Below are 18,622 nucleotides of genomic sequence, written 5' to 3'. Positions count from 1 at the left end.
GATACCAACCTAACCAAAGGCTGTCAACAGTGAAGATGAAATTACCTCCATTTATTGAGCTGTACCGGGCGTTGATCGCCACTCCGTCGATCAGCGCCACCGATGGTGCCCTCGATCAGAGTAATGAAGCGTTAATCAACTTGCTGGCCGGCTGGTTTGCCGATTTGGGTTTCCGCGTCGACGTGCAGCCGGTGCCGGACAGCCGCAACAAATTCAACCTGCTGGCAAGCATTGGCGAAGGCAGTGGCGGCCTGCTGCTGGCGGGCCACACCGATACCGTGCCTTATGATGAAGGCCGTTGGACACGCGATCCTTTCACCCTGACCGAGCACGACAATAAGCTGTATGGACTGGGTACCGCCGACATGAAGGGCTTCTTTGCCTTTATTTTGGATGCGGTGCGTGACATCGATGCCAGCCAGCTGACCAAGCCGCTGTACATTTTGGCCACCGCAGATGAAGAAACGACGATGGCCGGCGCACGTTACTTCGCCGCCTCGACCAGCATCCGCCCTGACTTCGCGATTATCGGCGAACCGACCTCATTGCAGCCGGTGCGTGCGCACAAAGGCCATATGGCCAACGCCATTCGCATTGTCGGCCAATCCGGCCATTCGAGCGACCCGGCGCGCGGCGTGAACGCCATCGATCTGATGCATGACACCATCGGCCGTTTGATGGAGCTGCGTAAAACGCTGCAGGAGCGCTACAACAACCCGGCATTCGCCGTGCCTTATCCCACCATGAACTTCGGCCATATCAGCGGCGGCGATGCCGCTAACCGCATCTGCGCCTGCTGTGAACTGCATCTGGATATCCGTCCGCTGCCGGGCATGACGCTCGACAATATCAACGAACTGATGCACCAAACGCTGGAACCCATCAGCCAACGCTGGCCGGGCCGCCTGAGCATTGAAGAACTGCATGCCTCGGTACCGGGCTACGAGTGTCCGACCGATCATCAGATGGTGGCGGTGATTGAGAAACTGCTGGGCACCCGTACACAGGTGGTCAACTATTGCACCGAGGCGCCGTTCGTCCAGCAGGTCTGTCCGACCCTGGTGCTGGGCCCCGGCTCTATCGACCAGGCGCATCAGCCGGATGAATACATCGATACCGGCTTTATCGAACCCACGCGCAAACTGCTGGGCCAACTGGTCAATCATTTCTGCCGTCAATAAACCTGATACAAAGTAGGGGTTATGATTTATCATTCCCCCTACCTCAAAATACGTATTAAACCAATGAAATAAGCCAGACTGATAACCGGCGTGCCGTAATTAAATTTCAGAAAATGCGCCGATTTTGATGTTTTTTTGCTAAAAATAGTGTCAATTGACGATTGGACAGGAACGTGGCGAGATGAAACAGGCGCTCTTCGCCTGACACGTGAAATTTACTTACAAGATAAAAATCATCTACCCAATAGATTTCAAGTTGCAGCTAGGCGGCGAACGCTTGAATCCCCGGGAGCTTGGATCAACCAAGTGAACGGGGTGAGAGCGCGAAGCCAACACCGCTGTGGCTTGAAAGATGAAGGGTAAATACAGAACTGGGTCAGGGGTTATATGAACGAACAATATTCGGCAATGCGAAGTAATGTCAGTATGCTCGGCAAATTGCTCGGCGATACCATCAAAGAAGCGCTGGGCGAGCATATTCTCGATCGCGTTGAAACTATCCGTAAGCTTTCCAAATCTTCACGTGCAGGCAATGAAGCGCACCGCCAGGAGCTGCTTTCCACCTTGCAAAACCTGTCCAACGACGAGTTGCTGCCGGTCGCACGCGCCTTCAGTCAGTTTCTCAATCTGACCAATACCGCCGAGCAGTACCACAGCATTTCACCCAACGGTGAAGCCGCCAGCAACCCGGAAGCGCTGGCTCAACTGTTCACCCGACTGAAAGACAAAAAGCTCAGCACCAAAGAGCTGCAGAATGCGGTGTCTCAACTTTCTATCGAGCTGGTGCTGACTGCGCACCCGACGGAAATCACCCGCCGCACCCTGATCCACAAACTGGTAGAGGTGAACACCTGCCTCAGCCAGCTCGACCATAACGATCTGGCCGACTACGAGCGCAACAAGATCATGCGCCGCCTGCGTCAGTTGGTGGCTCAATCGTGGCATACCGACGAGATCCGCAAACACCGTCCGTCCCCGGTTGACGAAGCCAAGTGGGGCTTTGCGGTGGTGGAAAACAGCCTGTGGGAAGGAGTGCCTGCCTTCCTGCGCGAATTCAACGAACAGTTGGAAAACTCCATCGATTACAGCCTGCCGGCGGAAGCGGTGCCGGTGCGTTTCACGTCCTGGATGGGCGGTGACCGCGACGGCAACCCGAACGTCACGGCCGAGATCACCCGCCACGTGCTGCTGCTGAGCCGCTGGAAAGCCTGCGATCTGTTCACCCGCGATATTCAGGTGCTGGTGTCCGAACTGTCGATGACCGAATGTACTCCGGAACTGCGCGCCCGGGCCGGTGGTGACGAGGTTCAAGAGCCGTACCGCGAAATCATGAAGCAGCTACGCAGCCAGTTGATGAGCTCTCAGGCTTATCTGGAAGGCCGCCTGAAAGGCGAGCGCGTACTGAAGCCGCACGATCTGCTGGTGAATAACGAACAGCTGTGGGAACCGCTGTTCGCCTGTTACCAGTCGCTGCAGGCCTGCGGCATGAGCATCATCGCCAACGGCCAATTACTGGATACCCTGCGTCGCGTGCGCTGCTTTGGTGTGCCGCTGGTACGCATCGACGTTCGCCAGGAAAGCACCCGCCACACCGAAGCCATCGCCGAACTGACCCGCTACCTGGGCCTTGGCGACTACGAAAGCTGGTCAGAAGCCGACAAGCAGGCGTTCCTGATCCGTGAACTGAATTCCAAACGCCCGCTGGTGCCGTTGAAGTGGGAACCGAGCGCCGACACCCAGGAAGTGCTGGAAACCTGCCGGGTGATCGCCGAGGCGCCAGAAGGCTCGATTGCCGCCTACGTGATCTCCATGGCGCGCACGCCTTCGGACGTGCTGGCGGTTCACCTGCTGCTGAAAGAAGCCGGTTGTCCGTTCCCGCTGCCGGTCGCGCCGCTGTTCGAAACTCTCGACGACCTGAATAACGCCGACGACGTGATGACCCAGTTGCTGAATATTGACTGGTATCGCGGCTTTATCCAGGGCAAACAGATGGTGATGATCGGCTATTCCGACTCGGCGAAAGACGCCGGGGTGATGGCCGCCTCCTGGGCGCAATACCGCGCTCAAGACGCACTGATCAAAACCTGCGAAAAGGCCGGCGTAGCGCTGACTCTGTTCCACGGCCGTGGCGGTTCGATTGGCCGCGGCGGCGCACCTGCGCATGCGGCACTGCTGTCGCAACCGCCGGGCAGCCTGAAAGGCGGCCTGCGCGTGACCGAGCAAGGCGAGATGATCCGCTTCAAATTCGGTCTGCCGGAAGTCACCATCAGCAGCCTGGCGCTGTATGCCGGTGCCATCCTGGAAGCCAACCTGCTGCCGCCGCCAGAGCCGAAAAAAGAGTGGCGTACGCTGATGGATGAGCTGTCAGACACCTCATGCAAAATGTACCGTGGCTACGTGCGCGAAAACCCGGATTTTGTGCCTTATTTCCGCGCCGCCACGCCGGAACTGGAGCTGGGCAAACTGCCGCTGGGCTCCCGCCCTGCCAAGCGCAAGCCAAACGGCGGCGTAGAGAGCCTGCGCGCCATTCCGTGGATCTTCGCCTGGACGCAGAACCGTCTGATGTTACCGGCCTGGCTGGGCGCCGGTGCCGGTTTGCAGGAAGCGGTAAAAGCCGGCAAGCAGGATCAGCTGGAAGCCATGTGCCGCGACTGGCCGTTCTTCTCCACCCGTATTGCGATGCTGGAAATGGTGTTCGCCAAGGCCGACCTGTGGCTGGCGGAATATTACGACCAACGCCTGGTGGACAAATCGCTGTGGCCACTGGGCCAGCAGCTGCGCGATCAGTTGGAAAGCGACATCAAGGTGGTGCTGACCATCGCCAATGACGCGCACCTGATGGAAGACCTGCCGTGGATCGCCGAATCCATTGCGCTGCGTAACGTGTACACCGACCCGTTGAACGTCCTGCAGGCTGAGCTGCTGCACCGTTCGCGCCAGCAGGAGCACCCGGACGCCCGCGTTGAGCAGGCGCTGATGGTCACCATTGCCGGCGTTGCCGCCGGGATGCGCAATACCGGCTAGGTTAAGCGCCAAAAGCACGGCTCCTGCTTGCAGGGGCCTTTTTTTTATCCCTCGCTGACGGATGCTGCATCTCGACGGGTTGCCCAGCAGCGGTAGCGGTATTGGAAGAAATTGCGCCCAACAAAAAGGGCGCTGCATTGACCCAGCGCCCTTCCCGATGATGATGAATAGAGTGAATCAGGCCGCGACCGGACGCACACCCAGCGTATGGCAAATGGCGTAGCTCATCTCTGCACGGTTGAGCGTATAGAAGTGGAAATCCTTTACCCCTTCGCGGCTGAGGATCTTCACCATATCCATTGCGATATTGGCGCCGACCATTTTGCGGGTTTCCGCGTCGTCATCCAGCCCTTCAAACATGCTGGTCATCCAGCTCGGTACGCGTACGTTGGTCATGGTGGCAAAACGCTGCAGCTGCTTGAAGTTGGATACCGGCAGAATGCCCGGGACGATTTCCACATCAATGCCGGTAGCGACGCAACGATCGCGGAAGCGCAGGTAGCTTTCCACATCGAAAAAGAACTGGGTAATCGCCCGGTTGGCGCCGGCATCGATTTTACGTTTCAGGTTAATCAGGTCCGCCTGCGGGCTTTTCGCTTCCGGATGCACTTCAGGGTAAGCGGCAACCGAGATATCGAAATCGCCGACCTCCTTCAGCAAGGCCACCAAATCGGTCGCGTACATGTCCGGCTTGCCGCTGCCCGGTGGCAAGTCGCCACGCAGTGCCACTATATGCCGGATGCCGCTGTTCCAGTAATCGGTCGCAATCTCACGCAGCTGAGCCGGGCTGGCGTCGATGCAGGTCAGGTGTGGGGCCGCATCCAGACCGGTGCGATCCTTAATCCCTTTGATGATGCTGTGGGTGCGATCGCGCTCGCCGGAGTTAGCGCCATAGGTCACGGAAACAAATTTTGGCTTCAGGCTGCTCAGGCGGTCAATGGATTGCCACAGGGTGTCTTCCATCTCGCTGGTGCGCGGCGGGAAGAATTCAAATGATACGTTAATCTGGCCGTTTAACTCCGCCAGACTCTGATTCAGCGCTTCCCGCTGGTTTGCGTGGAAAAAACTCATACCCTGCCCGCCTCTTATCGATCGCTGTTCTGCTTGTTTTGATAAGCGTCTATACGTTTAGACGTCTAGATAGAAAATGCCGCATGTTGGCTAAAGAGTCAACAGGAAAGTGAGGGGAATACGATGATTAATCCTCACCCGTTAAGAGAAGGAATTTCATGTTCGCAACACAGAGAATTATGGCAGGAAAAACGAGGGGCGCGACGGATGCGCGCCCACAAGAAAATTAAAGCAGCTGCGCCAAACGGTTAAGGTCTGACTGGATCGCGCCGGCAGTGACGTCGCGCCCGGCCCCGGGTCCACGGATCACCAGCGGATTGTCACGATACCAGCGGCTTTCGATAGCGAATACGTTATCGCAAGGTAGCAGCGACGCCAGCGGGTGCTCAGGGCGGACCGCTTCAACACCGACCCGCGCCTTGCCGTTGGCATCGAAACGCGCTACATGGCGCAGCACCAGCCCCATTTCACTGGCGGCCTCAAAGCGCTGCAGCATCTGTTGGTTCAACGCATCACCATTTTCAAAGAACTGATCCACGGAGCCAAGCTCTGCGCCCGCAGGCACCAGCGACTCCACCCGCACCTGATTCGGCTCAATGTCGTAGCCCGCTTCGCGTGCCAGGATCACCAGCTTACGCATCACATCCTGACCGGAGAGATCGACGCGGGGATCCGGTTCTGTCAGCCCCTGTTGCCAGGCCTGATCCACCAGGTCGGTGAACGGCACCGTGCCGTCGAACTGCAGGAACAGCCAGGACAGCGTACCGGAGAAGATGCCGCTAATGGCCAGAATGCTGTCACCACTGTCGCGCAGATCGCGTACCGTATGGTTGACCGGCAGACCGGCACCGACGGTAGCGTTATACAGCCAGTGACGGCCGGTCTTGGCAAAGGCATCACGAATTTGGCGATAGTTGGCGCTGCACGACGCTCCCGCCAGTTTGTTGGCGCTGATCACATGGAAACCGTAGCTGGCGAAGTCCAGATACTGCTCGGCCAGATTTTCACTGGCGGTCACGTCCAGCACCACCAGATCGTCAAACGGGTGCGCGCGCATCCACAAGAACAACGACTCCTCGTCCAGTTCCTGCGCTTCGTCCTCGAAGAAGGCCAATACGCGGCTGGCGTCCAGCCCGTCGTAATTGAGCAGGCTGCGGCGACTGTCCACCACGCCCGCCAGGCTGAATTCGAAGCCGCTGCGGGCGGAGATGTTTTTCTGCTCGCGGGCAAACAACTCCAGCCAGCGTGCGCCGATATTGCCTTTGCCGAACAGCACCAGACCAATACGTTTTTCAGCGCGGAACAGGGTCTGATGCAGGCCCTGAATCAGCAGCGCGGTTGGCCCCTGACGCAGCACCGCCACCATGCTGATGCCGTCTTCAGCCTGCCAGATAAACTCTACCGGCTGGTCTTTCAGTTGCTGATAGAAGCGATGGCTGTGCAGCGGGTTTTTACAAACGCCGGCACCTACCAGCGCTACCAGCGCCAAGCCTTCGCGCAGTTGCAGCTCACCCGGCAGCCCCGCGTTTTGCAGCGTGTGCAGGACGCTGTTCACCACTTCGGAGGTGTAGCACAGCTGAACCAGACTGCGGTCCGGATGAACCCCTACCGCCAGCGGTTTGATCTGCGCGCGCTTAAGCACCAAATCCAACTCTTGCTGTGCCAGTTTAAAATCATGCTGACTGGCAACCTGCAGCTCAATCAAACACACGTCGTCATGGCTGGTGACGATCTTCGCACCGGTGCCCGAGGCCAGCACGCGTTCGATACGCGTTGAACCCTGTTCCGGCTGATAACTGCAACGCAGTTGAAGATCGATATCGCTGCCGGATACCGGCTGCAAAGTACGGGTGTGCAGCACCGGAGCCGCCAAACGCGCCAGTTCACTGGCTTCGTCCAGGCGCAGCAGCGGCAGCAGGCAGGCGTCTTTCACCTTGCGGGGATCGGCGCTGTAGACCCCAGCCACGTCGCTCCAGATGGTCACGCGCTCCGCACCGGCCAACGCACCGACCTGCGTGGCGGAATAGTCACTGCCGTTACGCCCTAACAGCACGGTTTCACCGGCGTCATTACGTGAAATAAAACCGGTCACCACCAGGCGTTTGCCCGGATGCTGTGCCAGCAATTGTTGCAGCAGAGGATAAGAACGGCCTTCATCAACCTGCGGCTGGGCAGCACGTTCCGCCCGCAGGAAATCGCGCGCGTCCAACCAGGCCGCCTGCATATCCAGCTTGTTCAGTACCGCCGCCATCAGGCGCGCCGACCAGATCTCGCCGTGGCCAACCACCTCGGCATAGATGACGTCGTCGAGCTTTTCGTCCAGCAACACGGCCAGACGCTCCAGATCCTGAATAAACTCGGCGATCAAGGGTTCAGCGGTTTCCGGCGGTAACAGACCGCTAATCAAATCGCTGTGATAACGACGCAGCGTCTGCTGAACCTGATGCGCAGAAAGGCGATCGCTCTGACTAAGCTTCAGCCAGCTAATCAGTTGGTTGGTGGTGCTGCCGGCAGCCGACACCACCATCATGTCGCCTGGCTGGCTGTATTCGGCCATGATCCCGGCCACCCGCAGATAACACTTCACGTCCGCCAGGCTGCTGCCGCCAAACTTGTGCAGTTGACGCCCGCTCACCGGCCCTGCTACCGCAATTGCATTCATGCTTACCTCGTTGCCGCCGCCTGGAAGGCACGTTCCAGATCGGCAATCAAATCTTCACTGTCTTCAATACCCACGGAGATACGCAGCAGGCTCTCGGAAATACCGGCCGCCGCACGGGCTTCTGCCGCCATACCTGCATGGGTCATGGTCGCTGCATGCGAGATCAGGCTTTCTACGCCGCCCAACGATTCTGCCAGAGTAAACAGCTCAAGGGCAGACAGAAAACGGCGCAATAGCGCTTCATCACCGTCCAGTTCAAAGCTGAGCATCGCGCCAAAACCGCGTTGCTGACGACGTGCAATCTCGTGCCCAGGGTTCTGTGGCAGAGAAGGATGATACAGCTTTTTCACCAAGGGTTGCTGCTGTAAATAACTGACAATAGCTTCGGCGTTTTGTTGCGCCGCCTTGATACGCGGCGACAGGGTACGCATGCCGCGCAGCAACAAATAGCTGTCGAACGCGCCGCCGGTCACGCCGATATTATTGGCCCACCACGCCAGCTCCACCGCCAGATCTTTATCTTTGGCGATCACCGCACCGGCGACCACGTCGGAATGGCCGTTAAGATATTTGGTGCAGGAATGCACCACCAGATCGGCACCCAGCCCGATGGGCTGCTGCAGCGCCGGGCTGAGGAAGGTGTTGTCCACCACCGTCAAGGCCCCCACTGCGTGCGCTGCATCGCATATCGCCGCAATATCCACCACGCGCAGCAGCGGGTTACTTGGACTTTCAATCAGCACCAGCTTGGGCTTTTGCGCCAATGCCTGCTGCAGCGCCTCTTCATTCCCCTGATCGACAAACAGCACGCGGTAAGCGCCACGCTTACTGAGGCTATCGAACAACCGGTAGCTGCCGCCGTAGCAATCATGCGGCGCCACCAGCAGATCGCCGGGCTGCAGCAATACGGTGGTCACCAGATGGATCGCCGACATCCCGCTGCTGGTCATCACCGCACCGGCACCGCCTTCCAGTTCCGCCAGCGCACGCTGGACCACGTCACGCGTCGGGTTACCGCGGCGCGAGTAGTCATGAGCGCGAGGCTGATTGAAGTCGGTAAAATTATAGGTGCTGGAAAGGTGGATCGGCGGAACAACGCAGCCGTACTGTTCGTCATCGTTCAGGCCGCTACGTACGGCAATCGTGGCAGGTTTACGCGTCATAGGGTCGCTCGGCTCTCGGGATTCGGATGAATGAGGCCTAAAGATTAATCGCAGCGAGGATAGACGTCAATACATCTGGACATCTAAACTTCTTTGCGTATAGATTGAGCAATGCCCTAATACCCGCTAAAATTATGCCGGTTTGATATGACGATACGATGTTAACCCGGAATGCATAGGCGACACCTATTGATCGTCCGCATTCAGTGACCCTGGTCGCGTATAATTGACATTTATTTAGTGAGAACAGTGAAGATCGGGCATAATTGGCCGGTTTTTAGAATTTTGTAATTTTTCTGACAAATTTAAGGTGTCCCATGGCTGAGTGGAACGGCGAGTATGTCAGCCCTTACGCTGAACACGGTAAAAAAAGCGAGCAAGTCAAAAAGATCACGGTATCCATTCCGCTGAAGGTCCTGAAAATCCTCACCGATGAACGGACCCGTCGCCAGGTCAATAACCTGCGACACGCCACCAACAGCGAATTGCTGTGTGAAGCGTTTCTGCACGCCTTTACCGGCCAGCCGCTGCCGAACGACGAAGACCTGCGCAAAGAACGCAGCGATGAAATCCCGGAAGCCGCGAAGCTGTTGATGCGTGAATTGGGTGTGGATCCCGATACCTGGGAATACTAAGCGCCGGTCTGCGAAAGCAGACGGTAGAAACGAAAAAAGGCGCCGAAGGCGCCTTTTTCATCTGACGATAAGAAATCTTATTTCTTAGCGCCTGGCACGCTGAAACGCTTGTTGAAGCGGTCAACGCGGCCACCGGTAGCAACGTCACGCTGCTTGCCAGTGTAGAACGGGTGGCATTCGCCACAAACGTCCAGGTTCAGATCGTGACCCACGGTAGAGCGGATTTTGATCACGTTACCGCAAGAGCAGTTAGCAGTAACTTCTTCGTATTTTGGGTGGATACCTTGTTTCATGGGAAACCTCAGTTAAGGCCGTGTCGCTATCCAGCCCTGTTTCGCCAGACACCACACGTGGTTGATAATAAAATTTGGTATCGAATTATACCAAAGGCGGCAAATTATACAGAATTAAAAGTACCACGCAATCGGAACCGTACATTTGCCGATGCGCCGTGTAAACTGATGGACTGTTTTTTTACTCTGGATGACCTCAATGCCTGTTGTTCACGTTGCTTTGCCGGTACCCCTCGCCCGCACCTTCGACTATCTGCTGCCGCAAGGCCTGCAGCCTGCGGTCGGCGCGCGCGTAGGCGTTCCCTGGGGCAAGCAGCGGGCGATCGGTATCGTCACCGGCTGCAGCGAAACCAGCGAATTGCCGCTGGATAAGCTCAAACCGATCGACAGCGTGATCGACGACGCCTCCTTATTTTCCTCCAGCCTGTGGCGTATTCTTCGCTGGGCCAGCGACTATTACCATTACCCGATCGGCGAAGTGCTGTTCCACGCGCTGCCCATCCTGCTGCGTCAGGGGAAAGCGGCGGAAACGGCCCCGCTGTGGCAATGGTTCGCGACCGAACAGGGCCGCGCCACGCCGCCGGAAAGCCTGAAGCGCGCCCCCAAACAACAGCAGGCGCTGGCGGCATTGCTGCAACGCCCGGTTTATCGCCACCAGGTCAATGAACTGGCGTTAACCGAGAGCGCCTTGCAGGCCTTGCGCACCAAGGGGCTGGTCGATTTACGGGCCCAGACGGTAGCAACGCAAGACTGGCGGCCCGGCTTTGAAGTGCTGGGCGAACGGTTACGATTGAACACCGAGCAGGCAACCGCCGTGGGCGCCATCCGCAGCGAAGATACTCAGTTCGCCGCCTGGCTGCTGGCCGGGGTCACCGGCTCCGGCAAAACCGAGGTCTATCTCAGCGTGCTGGAAAACATTCTGGCTGCCGGCAAACAGGCGCTGGTGCTGGTGCCGGAAATCGGCCTGACGCCGCAAACCATCGCCCGCTTTCGCGAACGCTTCAATGCGCCGGTAGAGGTGCTGCACTCCGGTCTTAACGACAGCGAACGGCTGTCGGTGTGGTTGCGCGCCCGCAGCGGCGAAGCGGCGATTGTCATCGGCACCCGCTCGGCGCTGTTTACCCCGTTTGCACGCCTGGGCGTGATCATCATCGACGAAGAGCACGACAGCTCTTATAAACAGCAGGAAGGCTGGCGCTACCACGCACGCGATCTGGCGGTGTTTCGCGCCCGCGAGGAAAACATCCCGATGGTGATGGGCTCCGCGACGCCGGCGCTGGAAACGTTGCATAACGTGCAATTGGGCAAATATCGCCAGTTGAAACTCACCCAGCGTGCGGGCAACGCCAAACCGGCGGCTCAGCACCTGATCGATCTGAAAGGCCTGCCGCTGAAGGTGGGGTTGTCGCAGCCGTTGCTGAAAAGCATGCAGCACCATTTGAAGGCCGGTAACCAGGTGATGCTGTTCCTTAACCGTCGTGGCTACGCCCCGGCGTTGCTGTGTCACGAATGCGGCTGGATTGCCGAATGCCAGCGCTGCGATCATTACTACACCTTCCACCAAAACCAACGTCAACTGCGCTGCCACCACTGCGACAGCCAGCGCCCGGTACCGCACCAGTGTCCGCAGTGCGGTTCGACGCACCTGGTGTCGGTGGGCGTCGGCACCGAACAGTTGGAAAACGAACTGGCGCCGCTGTTCCCGGAAACGCCCATCACCCGCATCGATCGCGACACCACCAGCCGCAAGGGCTCGCTGGAACAGCACCTGGCGGATATTCACCGCGGCGGTGCGCGTATTTTGATCGGTACCCAGATGCTGGCAAAAGGGCACCATTTCCCGGATGTCACGCTGGTGGCCTTGCTGGACGTTGACGGTGCGCTGTTCTCGGCCGACTTCCGTTCCGCCGAGCGTTTTGCCCAGTTGTATACCCAGGTTTCCGGTCGTGCCGGCCGGGCAGGTAAAGCCGGCGAAGTGTTGCTGCAAACCCATCATCCGGAACATCCGCTGCTGCAAATTCTGTTGCAACAGGGCTACGACGCCTTTGCCAAACAGACGCTGGCAGAGCGCAACAGCGTATTCCTGCCACCCTATACCAGCCACATCATTGTCCGTTCGGAAGATCACGATAACCAACAGGCTCCGCAATTCCTGCAGCAATTGCGCAATCTGCTGGAGGCCAGCCCGCTGAAGGACGATTCACTGTGGGTGATGGGGCCGGTTCCCGCGCTGCAGTCAAAACGCGGCGGCCGTTTTCGTTGGCAGTTGCTGTTGCAGCACCCTTCACGACAGGTGTTACAACGGTTGATGAAGAGCACCTTGCCGTTAGTCGGTACCTTGCCCCAGGCACGCAAGGTGAAATGGACGCTGGACATCGACCCGATAGACAGCTGAACCCAGAAAAGTCTGATTCAGTTCCTGCCAGGCAAACGTTTACCCTTGAAATTGCGAGCGAACGCTAAAAAACCTCCTCAGGTCACACTTTTTATGCAAATTAGGTAACAAAGGCAGGACATATTCTGTTTAGAATGTCTGTGAAGGCAATTTTGTCACCGCTGCACTACCGTGACCGAATGTTTAAGCGCGGATGGCGCTAAATCATAACAACTCCACCGCACGCCAGAATTTGTGAGCAAACTGAAGTAGTCGCGTTGGCATGGGGCTAACGCAAGGAGAAAGGCGTTGGAACACAAGAAAGAATTATCCATGGCAACCATGAAAGACGTTGCCGAAATGGCGGGCGTTTCAACGGCAACCGTGTCGCGTGCGTTGATGAATCCGGAAAAGGTGTCAACGCCGACGCGTCAGAAAGTGGAACAGGCCGTGCTGGCCGTAGGCTATTCTCCTCATGCCCTCTCACGTAATATCAAACGCAACGAATCCCGCACCATCCTGGTGATCGTCCCCGACATTTGCGATCCCTTTTTCGCCGATGTGATCCAGGGGATCGAGCAGACCGCGGCACAACAGGGTTATCTGGTGCTGATTGGCGACTGCGCGCAGCAAAACCAACAGGAACGCACCTTCGTCAATTTGATTATCACCAAGCAAATCGATGGCATGCTGCTGCTCGGCTCCAACCTGCCGTTCGACGCCAGCAAGGAAGAACAACGCAATCTGCCGCCGATGGTGATGGCCAACGAGTTTGCCCCGGAGCTGGAACTGCCGACGGTACACATCGATAACCTGACCGCCGCCTTCGAGGCCGTGCATTATTTACATCAGCTCGGACACAAGCAAATCGCCTGTGTCGCCGGGCCTGAACAGATGCCGTTGAGCCATTATCGGCTGCAAGGTTACATTCAAGCGCTACGTCGTAATGGCATTAGCGTCGAAAGCAGCTATATTACCCGAGGTGATTTCACCTACGAAGCTGGCGCGCAGGCGCTAGCGGCGCTGATGGCGCAACCAAAACCACCGACGGCAGTCTTCTGCCATAGCGACGTAATGGCGATTGGCGTGCTGTCGCAGGCGAAAAAAATGGGGCTGCGGGTACCGCAGGACCTCTCCATCGTCGGCTTTGACGACATTAAACTGGCGCAGTATTGCGATCCGCCGTTAACCACGGTGGCTCAACCGCGCTACCAGATTGGCCAGCAGGCAATGCTGTTGCTGTTGGAGCAGCTGCACGGACAGAACGTGGCCAGCGGCTCCCGGCTTTTGGACAGTGAATTGATTATCAGAGGCAGCACGGCTGCCCCTAAACGCTAGTCAAACATTTTAGGGTTCAGTAACATGACGGACTTATCCCCTCATCAGGACACAGCGGAATAATAGTGGCACAAAAAGACTATGTAAGCCGTGGGCGCGCAGCAGGAGCTAAGCGAAAAACCCCCAGCCGTAAAAAACGCAGTTCTCCGAAGGTCTCCAAAACCGTGTTGGCGCTGGCCGTCGCACTTCTGGTGATATTTGTCGGTGGCCTCTATTTCATTACGCACAACAAGCCGGATGACGTGCCGCTGCTGCCTGCGCACACCAATCGTCCGGGCAACGGCCTACCGCCGAAGCCGGAAGAACGTTGGCGTTATATCAAAGAGCTGGAGAATCGCCAGATTGGCGTACAAACCCCGACCGAACCGACGGCCGGCGGCGAAGCCAACTCCAAGACTCAGCTGACCGCCGAGCAGCGCCAACTGCTGGATCAAATGCAGGCGGATATGCAACAGCGCCCGACGCAGCTCAATGAAGTGCCGTATAACGACCCTTCACAGGCCGCTGCGCGTAACAACCGCCAGCAGCAACAGCAGATGCAACAGCAGCCAATCCAGCAGCAACAGGTCCAACAGCAGCCGCAGGTGACTCAGCCGCGTAATCCATTTAACAACGGTGCGACGACACAGCCGGTGCAGCAACAGCCTAAGCCGCAACCCAAACCGCAGCCGGTCACACCGCCGCCTGCGCAGGTTAAGCATCCTGAGCCAAAACCGCAGCCGAAGCCGGAAGTGAAACAGGAAACGGCCAAGCAGGAAACGGAAACCAAGCCAGAATCGAAGCAGAAGTGGATGGTCCAGTGCGGCTCGTTCCGCGCCACCGATCAGGCAGAATCCGTACGTGCGCGCCTGGCGTTTGAAGGCATCGAAAGCCGTATCACCGCCGGCGGAGGCTGGAATCGCGTGGTTCTTGGCCCATACAGCAGCCGGGCTGCTGCGGACAAAACCCTGTCGCGCCTGAAGGGCGTAGGCATGTCAAGTTGCATTCCCCTCTCCGTTGGGGGTTGAAAAGCGTCAATCCCCCCCCATCTATACTCTCAATATGCCTCGTAGTGTCTGCGCAAGCAGATGCTGCGAGGGCTTCTTTCCGTCTTCAACGAGGGTCTGCTCGTGACAACAATTGTAAGCGTACGCCGCAACGGCCAGGTAGTGATCGGTGGCGATGGCCAGGCCACCTTGGGCAATACGGTAATGAAGGGCAACGTCAAGAAAGTACGTCGCCTGTATAACGATAAAGTGATTGCCGGTTTTGCCGGTGGCACCGCGGATGCCTTCACGCTATTTGAGCTGTTCGAGCGCAAGCTGGAAATGCACCAGGGTCACCTGGTGAAAGCAGCCGTTGAATTGGCGAAAGACTGGCGTACCGACCGCATGCTGCGCAAGCTCGAAGCGCTGCTGGCCGTCGCGGATGAAAACTCATCGCTGATCATCACCGGTAACGGTGACGTGATCCAGCCTGAAAACGATTTGATTGCGATTGGCTCCGGCGGTCCGTACGCCCAGGCAGCCGCTCGTGCGATGTTGGAAAATACCGAGCTGAGCGCCCGCGAAATTGTTGATAAATCCCTCAACATCGCCGGTGACATCTGTATTTACACCAACCATTTCCACACCATTGAAGAATTGCCTTCCAAAGCGTAAGGATCGAATACTATGTCTGAAATGACCCCGCGCGAGATCGTCAGCGAACTGGACAGCTACATTATTGGCCAGAACAAAGCCAAACGTGCCGTTGCCATCGCCCTGCGTAACCGCTGGCGCCGGATGCAGCTCAACGAGATGCTGCGCCATGAAGTCACGCCAAAGAACATTCTGATGATCGGCCCGACCGGCGTCGGTAAAACCGAAATCGCCCGCCGTCTGGCGAAGCTGGCCAACGCGCCGTTCATCAAGGTTGAAGCCACCAAGTTCACCGAAGTGGGCTACGTCGGTAAAGAAGTGGATTCCATCATCCGCGATCTGACCGATGCCGCGATCAAAATGGTGCGCCTGCAGTCAATCGACAAGAACCGCACCCGTGCCGAAGAGCTGGCCGAAGAGCGTATCCTCGATGTGCTGATCCCGCCGGCCAAGAACAACTGGGGCCAGGCGGAAGAGCATCAAGAGCCTTCTGCTGCACGTCAGGCATTCCGCAAGAAACTGCGTGAAGGCCAGTTGGACGATAAAGAAATCGAGATCGATCTGGCTGCCGCGCCGATGGGCGTGGAGATCATGGCTCCTCCGGGCATGGAAGAGATGACCAACCAGCTGCAGTCGATGTTCCAGAACCTCGGCGGCCAAAAGCAGAAACCACGCAAGCTGAAGATTAAAGAAGCCTTCAAACTGCTGGTGGAAGAAGAAGCGGCCAAACTGGTGAACCCGGAAGAGCTGAAAGAACAGGCGATTGAAGCGGTTGAACAGCACGGCATCGTGTTTATCGACGAGATCGACAAAATCTGTAAGCGCGGTGGCCAGAGCTCCGGCCCGGACGTGTCACGTGAAGGCGTGCAGCGCGATCTGCTGCCGCTGGTGGAAGGCTGTACCGTCTCCACCAAGCACGGCATGGTGAAAACCGATCACATTCTGTTTATCGCCTCCGGCGCATTCCAGACCGCCAGCCCGTCAGATTTGATCCCGGAACTGCAGGGCCGCCTGCCAATCCGCGTTGAATTGCAGGCGCTGACCACCGAAGATTTCGAGCGCATCCTGACCGAGCCAAGCGCGTCGCTGACCGAGCAGTACAAAGCGCTGATGGGCACCGAAGGCGTCAATATCGACTTCACCGCCGATGGCATCCGCCGCATCGCAGAAGCCGCATGGCAGGTTAACGAAAGCACCGAAAACATCGGCGCGCGTCGTTTGCACACCGTGCTTGAGCGTCTGATGGAAGATATTTCCTATGATGCGAGTGAAATTAATGGTCAATCCATTACAATTGATGCGGATTACGTACGTAATCATCTGGATGAACTGGTAGCGGATGAAGATTTGAGTCGTTTTATCCTATAATCGCTCAATCATGTCCAGTCAGTCATCTGTGGGAGGCATTGCCTCCCACAATTATTTCTAACGGACACAGCCACTAACTCTGAAGCGAAAAATGAGCTCATCAACTACCACCTCCCCGGCCAGAGCCTGGCTTGAAAGTTTACGACCGCGCACCCTGCCGCTGGCCTTTGCCTCGATCGTCGTCGGTTCCGCCATTGCCGCCTGGCAAGGCAGCCTGAAACCCGGCGTGGCGCTGCTGGCACTCCTGACTGCTGGCCTGCTGCAAATCCTCTCCAACCTGGCGAACGACTATGGCGATGCGGTAAAAGGCAGCGATAAAGAAGATCGCATCGGGCCGTTGCGCGGCATGCAGAAAGGCATGATCACCCAGGCACAAATGAAGCGCGCGCTGGTGGTGACGGTAGTATTGATCGCGATTGCCGGCTGTTCATTGATCGCCGTGGCCTGCGAACAACCCAGCGACGTGGTGGGCTTCCTGGTGCTGGGCGGGCTGTCTATCGTCGCCGCCATTACCTATACCGTCGGCACCAAACCCTATGGCTATCTGGGGCTGGGCGATATTTCGGTGCTGGTGTTCTTCGGCTGGCTGAGCGTAGCGGGCACCTACTACCTGCAAACCCATGCGTTCGACAGTATCGTGATGTTGCCGGCCACGGCCTGCGGCCTGCTGGCCACCGCGGTGCTGAACATCAATAATTTGCGCGATATCGAAAGCGACCGCGCCAACGGCAAAAATACGCTGGCGGTACGCCTTGGGCCACAGAATGCACGCTATTACCACGTGGCGCTGCTGATCGGCGCAGTAGCCTGCTTCGCGCTGTTCACGCTGCTTAACCTGCATAGTCCGTGGGGCTGGCTGTTTGTCCTGGCTATCCCGTTACTGGTGCGCCACGGCCTGCGCGTGTTACGCGATCCAACGCCGGCAGGCATGCGCCCGATGCTGGAACATATGGTCAAAGCGGCGCTGTTGGCCAATGTGTTGTTCGCGATTGGCGTGGTGCTCAGTTAGCCATCGAACTGATGATTTTGCCAACAGGGCGGATAAAGGGATATACTGGTTATTCCAGCGGCAAACAGACGTAAAATCCTATGAAATACGATACTTCCGAACTTTGCGACATCTATCATGAAGAGGTAAACGTTGTTGAACCTCTATTCTCCAATTTTGGCGGGCGTACTTCATTTGGCGGGCAAATCACTACGGTGAAATGCTTTGAGGATAACGGCCTGTTATTCGAGCTGCTTGAAGAAAACGGTCGCGGCCGTGTTCTGGTGATTGATGGCGGTGGTTCGGTTCGCCGTGCCCTGATCAACGCAGAACTGGCGCGCCTGGCTACCCAGAACGAATGGGAAGGCATCGTGGTTTACGGTGCGGTACGCCAGGTGGACGATCTGGAAGAACTGGACATCGGCATTCAGGCGATGGCGGCCATTCCGGTCGGCGCAGCCAGTGAAAGCATCGGCGAAAGCGACATCCGCGTAAACTTTGGCGGCGTGACCTTCTTCTCCGGCGATCATCTGTATGCCGACAACACCGGTATTATTCTGTCCGAAGACCCGCTCGATATCGAGTAATCTTCCGACATGAAAAAGGGCGCCTCAGGCGCCCTTTTCGATCGTGCAATACGGAATCAGACTTCTTCCATTTTGCCCAACAGCGCGCGCAGGCGGTCTTGCCATACGTGCTGCTCTTCTTTCAGTTGCTGGTTCTCGCGTACCAGCGATTCCTGGTTGCCGGAGGCAGCCTGAACTTCCTGAGACAGAGTATTGTTTTTTTCTTTCAGCTCTTCAATTTCCATCTGCAGCAGGGTGATGGTATCGATCGCCTGCTGAACTTTTGATTCCAATTTCTCAAATACTTCAAATGACATTCTTCAGTCCCCTCATGATAGCA

Annotated in this window: 15 protein-coding genes; 10 read left to right on the top strand and 5 right to left on the bottom strand. The window is 57.3% G+C overall.

The features are described 5' to 3' along the window. Positions 1 to 35: 35 nt before the first annotated feature. Together argE and ppc are read left to right on the top strand one after the other, a co-directional pair. Complete coding sequence (gene argE / locus AC1RKC_RS23040) at positions 36 to 1,181, top strand: acetylornithine deacetylase (RefSeq protein ID WP_020837529.1); 1,146 nt, start codon at positions 36 to 38, stop codon at positions 1,179 to 1,181. A gap of 387 nt (positions 1,182 to 1,568) precedes the next feature. Next, a complete protein-coding gene (gene ppc, locus AC1RKC_RS23035) occupies positions 1,569 to 4,205 on the top strand; it encodes a phosphoenolpyruvate carboxylase (protein WP_046374890.1) in 2,637 nt (878 codons plus the stop codon). Between the two features lie 177 nt (positions 4,206 to 4,382). Here ppc and metF read toward each other — a convergent pair whose 3' ends face one another. The 3 genes from metF to metB form a co-directional block, all read right to left on the bottom strand. Continuing rightward, positions 4,383 to 5,276 carry a methylenetetrahydrofolate reductase gene (metF, locus tag AC1RKC_RS23030; protein WP_020837531.1) on the bottom strand — a complete coding sequence of 298 codons (894 nt, stop codon included), beginning with the start codon at positions 5,274 to 5,276 and terminating at the stop codon, positions 4,383 to 4,385. Between the two features lie 226 nt (positions 5,277 to 5,502). Further along, complete coding sequence (locus AC1RKC_RS23025; RefSeq protein ID WP_020837532.1) at positions 5,503 to 7,938, bottom strand: bifunctional aspartate kinase/homoserine dehydrogenase II; 2,436 nt, start codon at positions 7,936 to 7,938, stop codon at positions 5,503 to 5,505. A 2-nt stretch (positions 7,939 to 7,940) separates the two neighbouring features. Continuing rightward, on the bottom strand, positions 7,941 to 9,101 hold the full coding sequence (metB, locus tag AC1RKC_RS23020) for a cystathionine gamma-synthase (protein ID WP_020837533.1): 1,161 nt from the start codon (positions 9,099 to 9,101) through the stop codon (positions 7,941 to 7,943). Between the two features lie 317 nt (positions 9,102 to 9,418). Between metB and metJ the strand changes: the two genes are divergently transcribed. Next, on the top strand, positions 9,419 to 9,736 hold the full coding sequence (gene metJ / locus AC1RKC_RS23015) for a met regulon transcriptional regulator MetJ (protein ID WP_012147461.1): 318 nt from the start codon (positions 9,419 to 9,421) through the stop codon (positions 9,734 to 9,736). Positions 9,737 to 9,813: 77 nt separating this feature from the next. On the opposite strand, the gene rpmE is transcribed toward metJ, so the two are convergent. Next, entirely contained in the window at positions 9,814 to 10,029 is a 216-nt protein-coding gene (gene rpmE, locus AC1RKC_RS23010; RefSeq protein ID WP_012147462.1) for a 50S ribosomal protein L31, read from the bottom strand. Positions 10,030 to 10,228: 199 nt separating this feature from the next. On the opposite strand from rpmE, the gene priA reads away from it, so the two are divergent. The 7 genes from priA (at position 10,229) to rraA (ending at position 18,303) form a co-directional block, all read left to right on the top strand. Continuing rightward, positions 10,229 to 12,424 (top strand): primosomal protein N', encoded by a 2,196-nt coding sequence (priA, locus tag AC1RKC_RS23005; protein ID WP_020837534.1) that lies wholly within the window; start codon positions 10,229 to 10,231, stop codon positions 12,422 to 12,424. A 288-nt stretch (positions 12,425 to 12,712) separates the two neighbouring features. Then, positions 12,713 to 13,741 carry a DNA-binding transcriptional regulator CytR gene (gene cytR, locus AC1RKC_RS23000; protein ID WP_020837535.1) on the top strand — a complete coding sequence of 343 codons (1,029 nt, stop codon included), beginning with the start codon at positions 12,713 to 12,715 and terminating at the stop codon, positions 13,739 to 13,741. A 65-nt stretch (positions 13,742 to 13,806) separates the two neighbouring features. Further along, a complete protein-coding gene (ftsN, locus tag AC1RKC_RS22995; RefSeq protein ID WP_020837536.1) occupies positions 13,807 to 14,748 on the top strand; it encodes a cell division protein FtsN in 942 nt (313 codons plus the stop codon). Positions 14,749 to 14,850: 102 nt separating this feature from the next. Continuing rightward, entirely contained in the window at positions 14,851 to 15,381 is a 531-nt protein-coding gene (hslV, locus tag AC1RKC_RS22990) for an ATP-dependent protease subunit HslV (protein WP_012147466.1), read from the top strand. A gap of 12 nt (positions 15,382 to 15,393) precedes the next feature. Continuing rightward, entirely contained in the window at positions 15,394 to 16,728 is a 1,335-nt protein-coding gene (hslU, locus tag AC1RKC_RS22985) for an ATP-dependent protease ATPase subunit HslU (RefSeq protein WP_020837542.1), read from the top strand. A 91-nt stretch (positions 16,729 to 16,819) separates the two neighbouring features. After that, a complete protein-coding gene (locus tag AC1RKC_RS22980; protein ID WP_020837544.1) occupies positions 16,820 to 17,737 on the top strand; it encodes a 1,4-dihydroxy-2-naphthoate polyprenyltransferase in 918 nt (305 codons plus the stop codon). Positions 17,738 to 17,817: 80 nt separating this feature from the next. Next, positions 17,818 to 18,303, top strand: a complete 486-nt coding sequence (rraA, locus tag AC1RKC_RS22975) for a ribonuclease E activity regulator RraA (RefSeq protein WP_020837546.1) — start codon at positions 17,818 to 17,820, stop codon at positions 18,301 to 18,303. Between the two features lie 56 nt (positions 18,304 to 18,359). Here rraA and zapB read toward each other — a convergent pair whose 3' ends face one another. Next, entirely contained in the window at positions 18,360 to 18,599 is a 240-nt protein-coding gene (zapB, locus tag AC1RKC_RS22970; protein ID WP_020837547.1) for a septal ring assembly protein ZapB, read from the bottom strand. Positions 18,600 to 18,622 lie beyond the last annotated feature (23 nt).

This window comes from Serratia sp. GW822-FHT06E05, from assembly GCF_058799445.1.
This window is presented reverse-complemented; position numbering and strand designations above follow the sequence as displayed.

Excerpts from the sequence above, each read along its gene's own strand:
- argE (WP_020837529.1), top strand. The coding sequence starts at position 36 with ATGAAATTACCTCCATTTATTGAGCTGTACCGGGCGTTGATCGCCACT.
- ppc (WP_046374890.1), top strand. The coding sequence starts at position 1,569 with ATGAACGAACAATATTCGGCAATGCGAAGTAATGTCAGTATGCTCGGC.
- metF (WP_020837531.1), bottom strand. The coding sequence starts at position 5,276 with ATGAGTTTTTTCCACGCAAACCAGCGGGAAGCGCTGAATCAGAGTCTG.
- AC1RKC_RS23025 (WP_020837532.1), bottom strand. The coding sequence starts at position 7,938 with ATGAATGCAATTGCGGTAGCAGGGCCGGTGAGCGGGCGTCAACTGCAC.
- metB (WP_020837533.1), bottom strand. The coding sequence starts at position 9,101 with ATGACGCGTAAACCTGCCACGATTGCCGTACGTAGCGGCCTGAACGAT.
- metJ (WP_012147461.1), top strand. The coding sequence starts at position 9,419 with ATGGCTGAGTGGAACGGCGAGTATGTCAGCCCTTACGCTGAACACGGT.
- rpmE (WP_012147462.1), bottom strand. The coding sequence starts at position 10,029 with ATGAAACAAGGTATCCACCCAAAATACGAAGAAGTTACTGCTAACTGC.
- priA (WP_020837534.1), top strand. The coding sequence starts at position 10,229 with ATGCCTGTTGTTCACGTTGCTTTGCCGGTACCCCTCGCCCGCACCTTC.
- hslU (WP_020837542.1), top strand. The coding sequence starts at position 15,394 with ATGTCTGAAATGACCCCGCGCGAGATCGTCAGCGAACTGGACAGCTAC.
- AC1RKC_RS22980 (WP_020837544.1), top strand. The coding sequence starts at position 16,820 with ATGAGCTCATCAACTACCACCTCCCCGGCCAGAGCCTGGCTTGAAAGT.
- rraA (WP_020837546.1), top strand. The coding sequence starts at position 17,818 with ATGAAATACGATACTTCCGAACTTTGCGACATCTATCATGAAGAGGTA.
- zapB (WP_020837547.1), bottom strand. The coding sequence starts at position 18,599 with ATGTCATTTGAAGTATTTGAGAAATTGGAATCAAAAGTTCAGCAGGCG.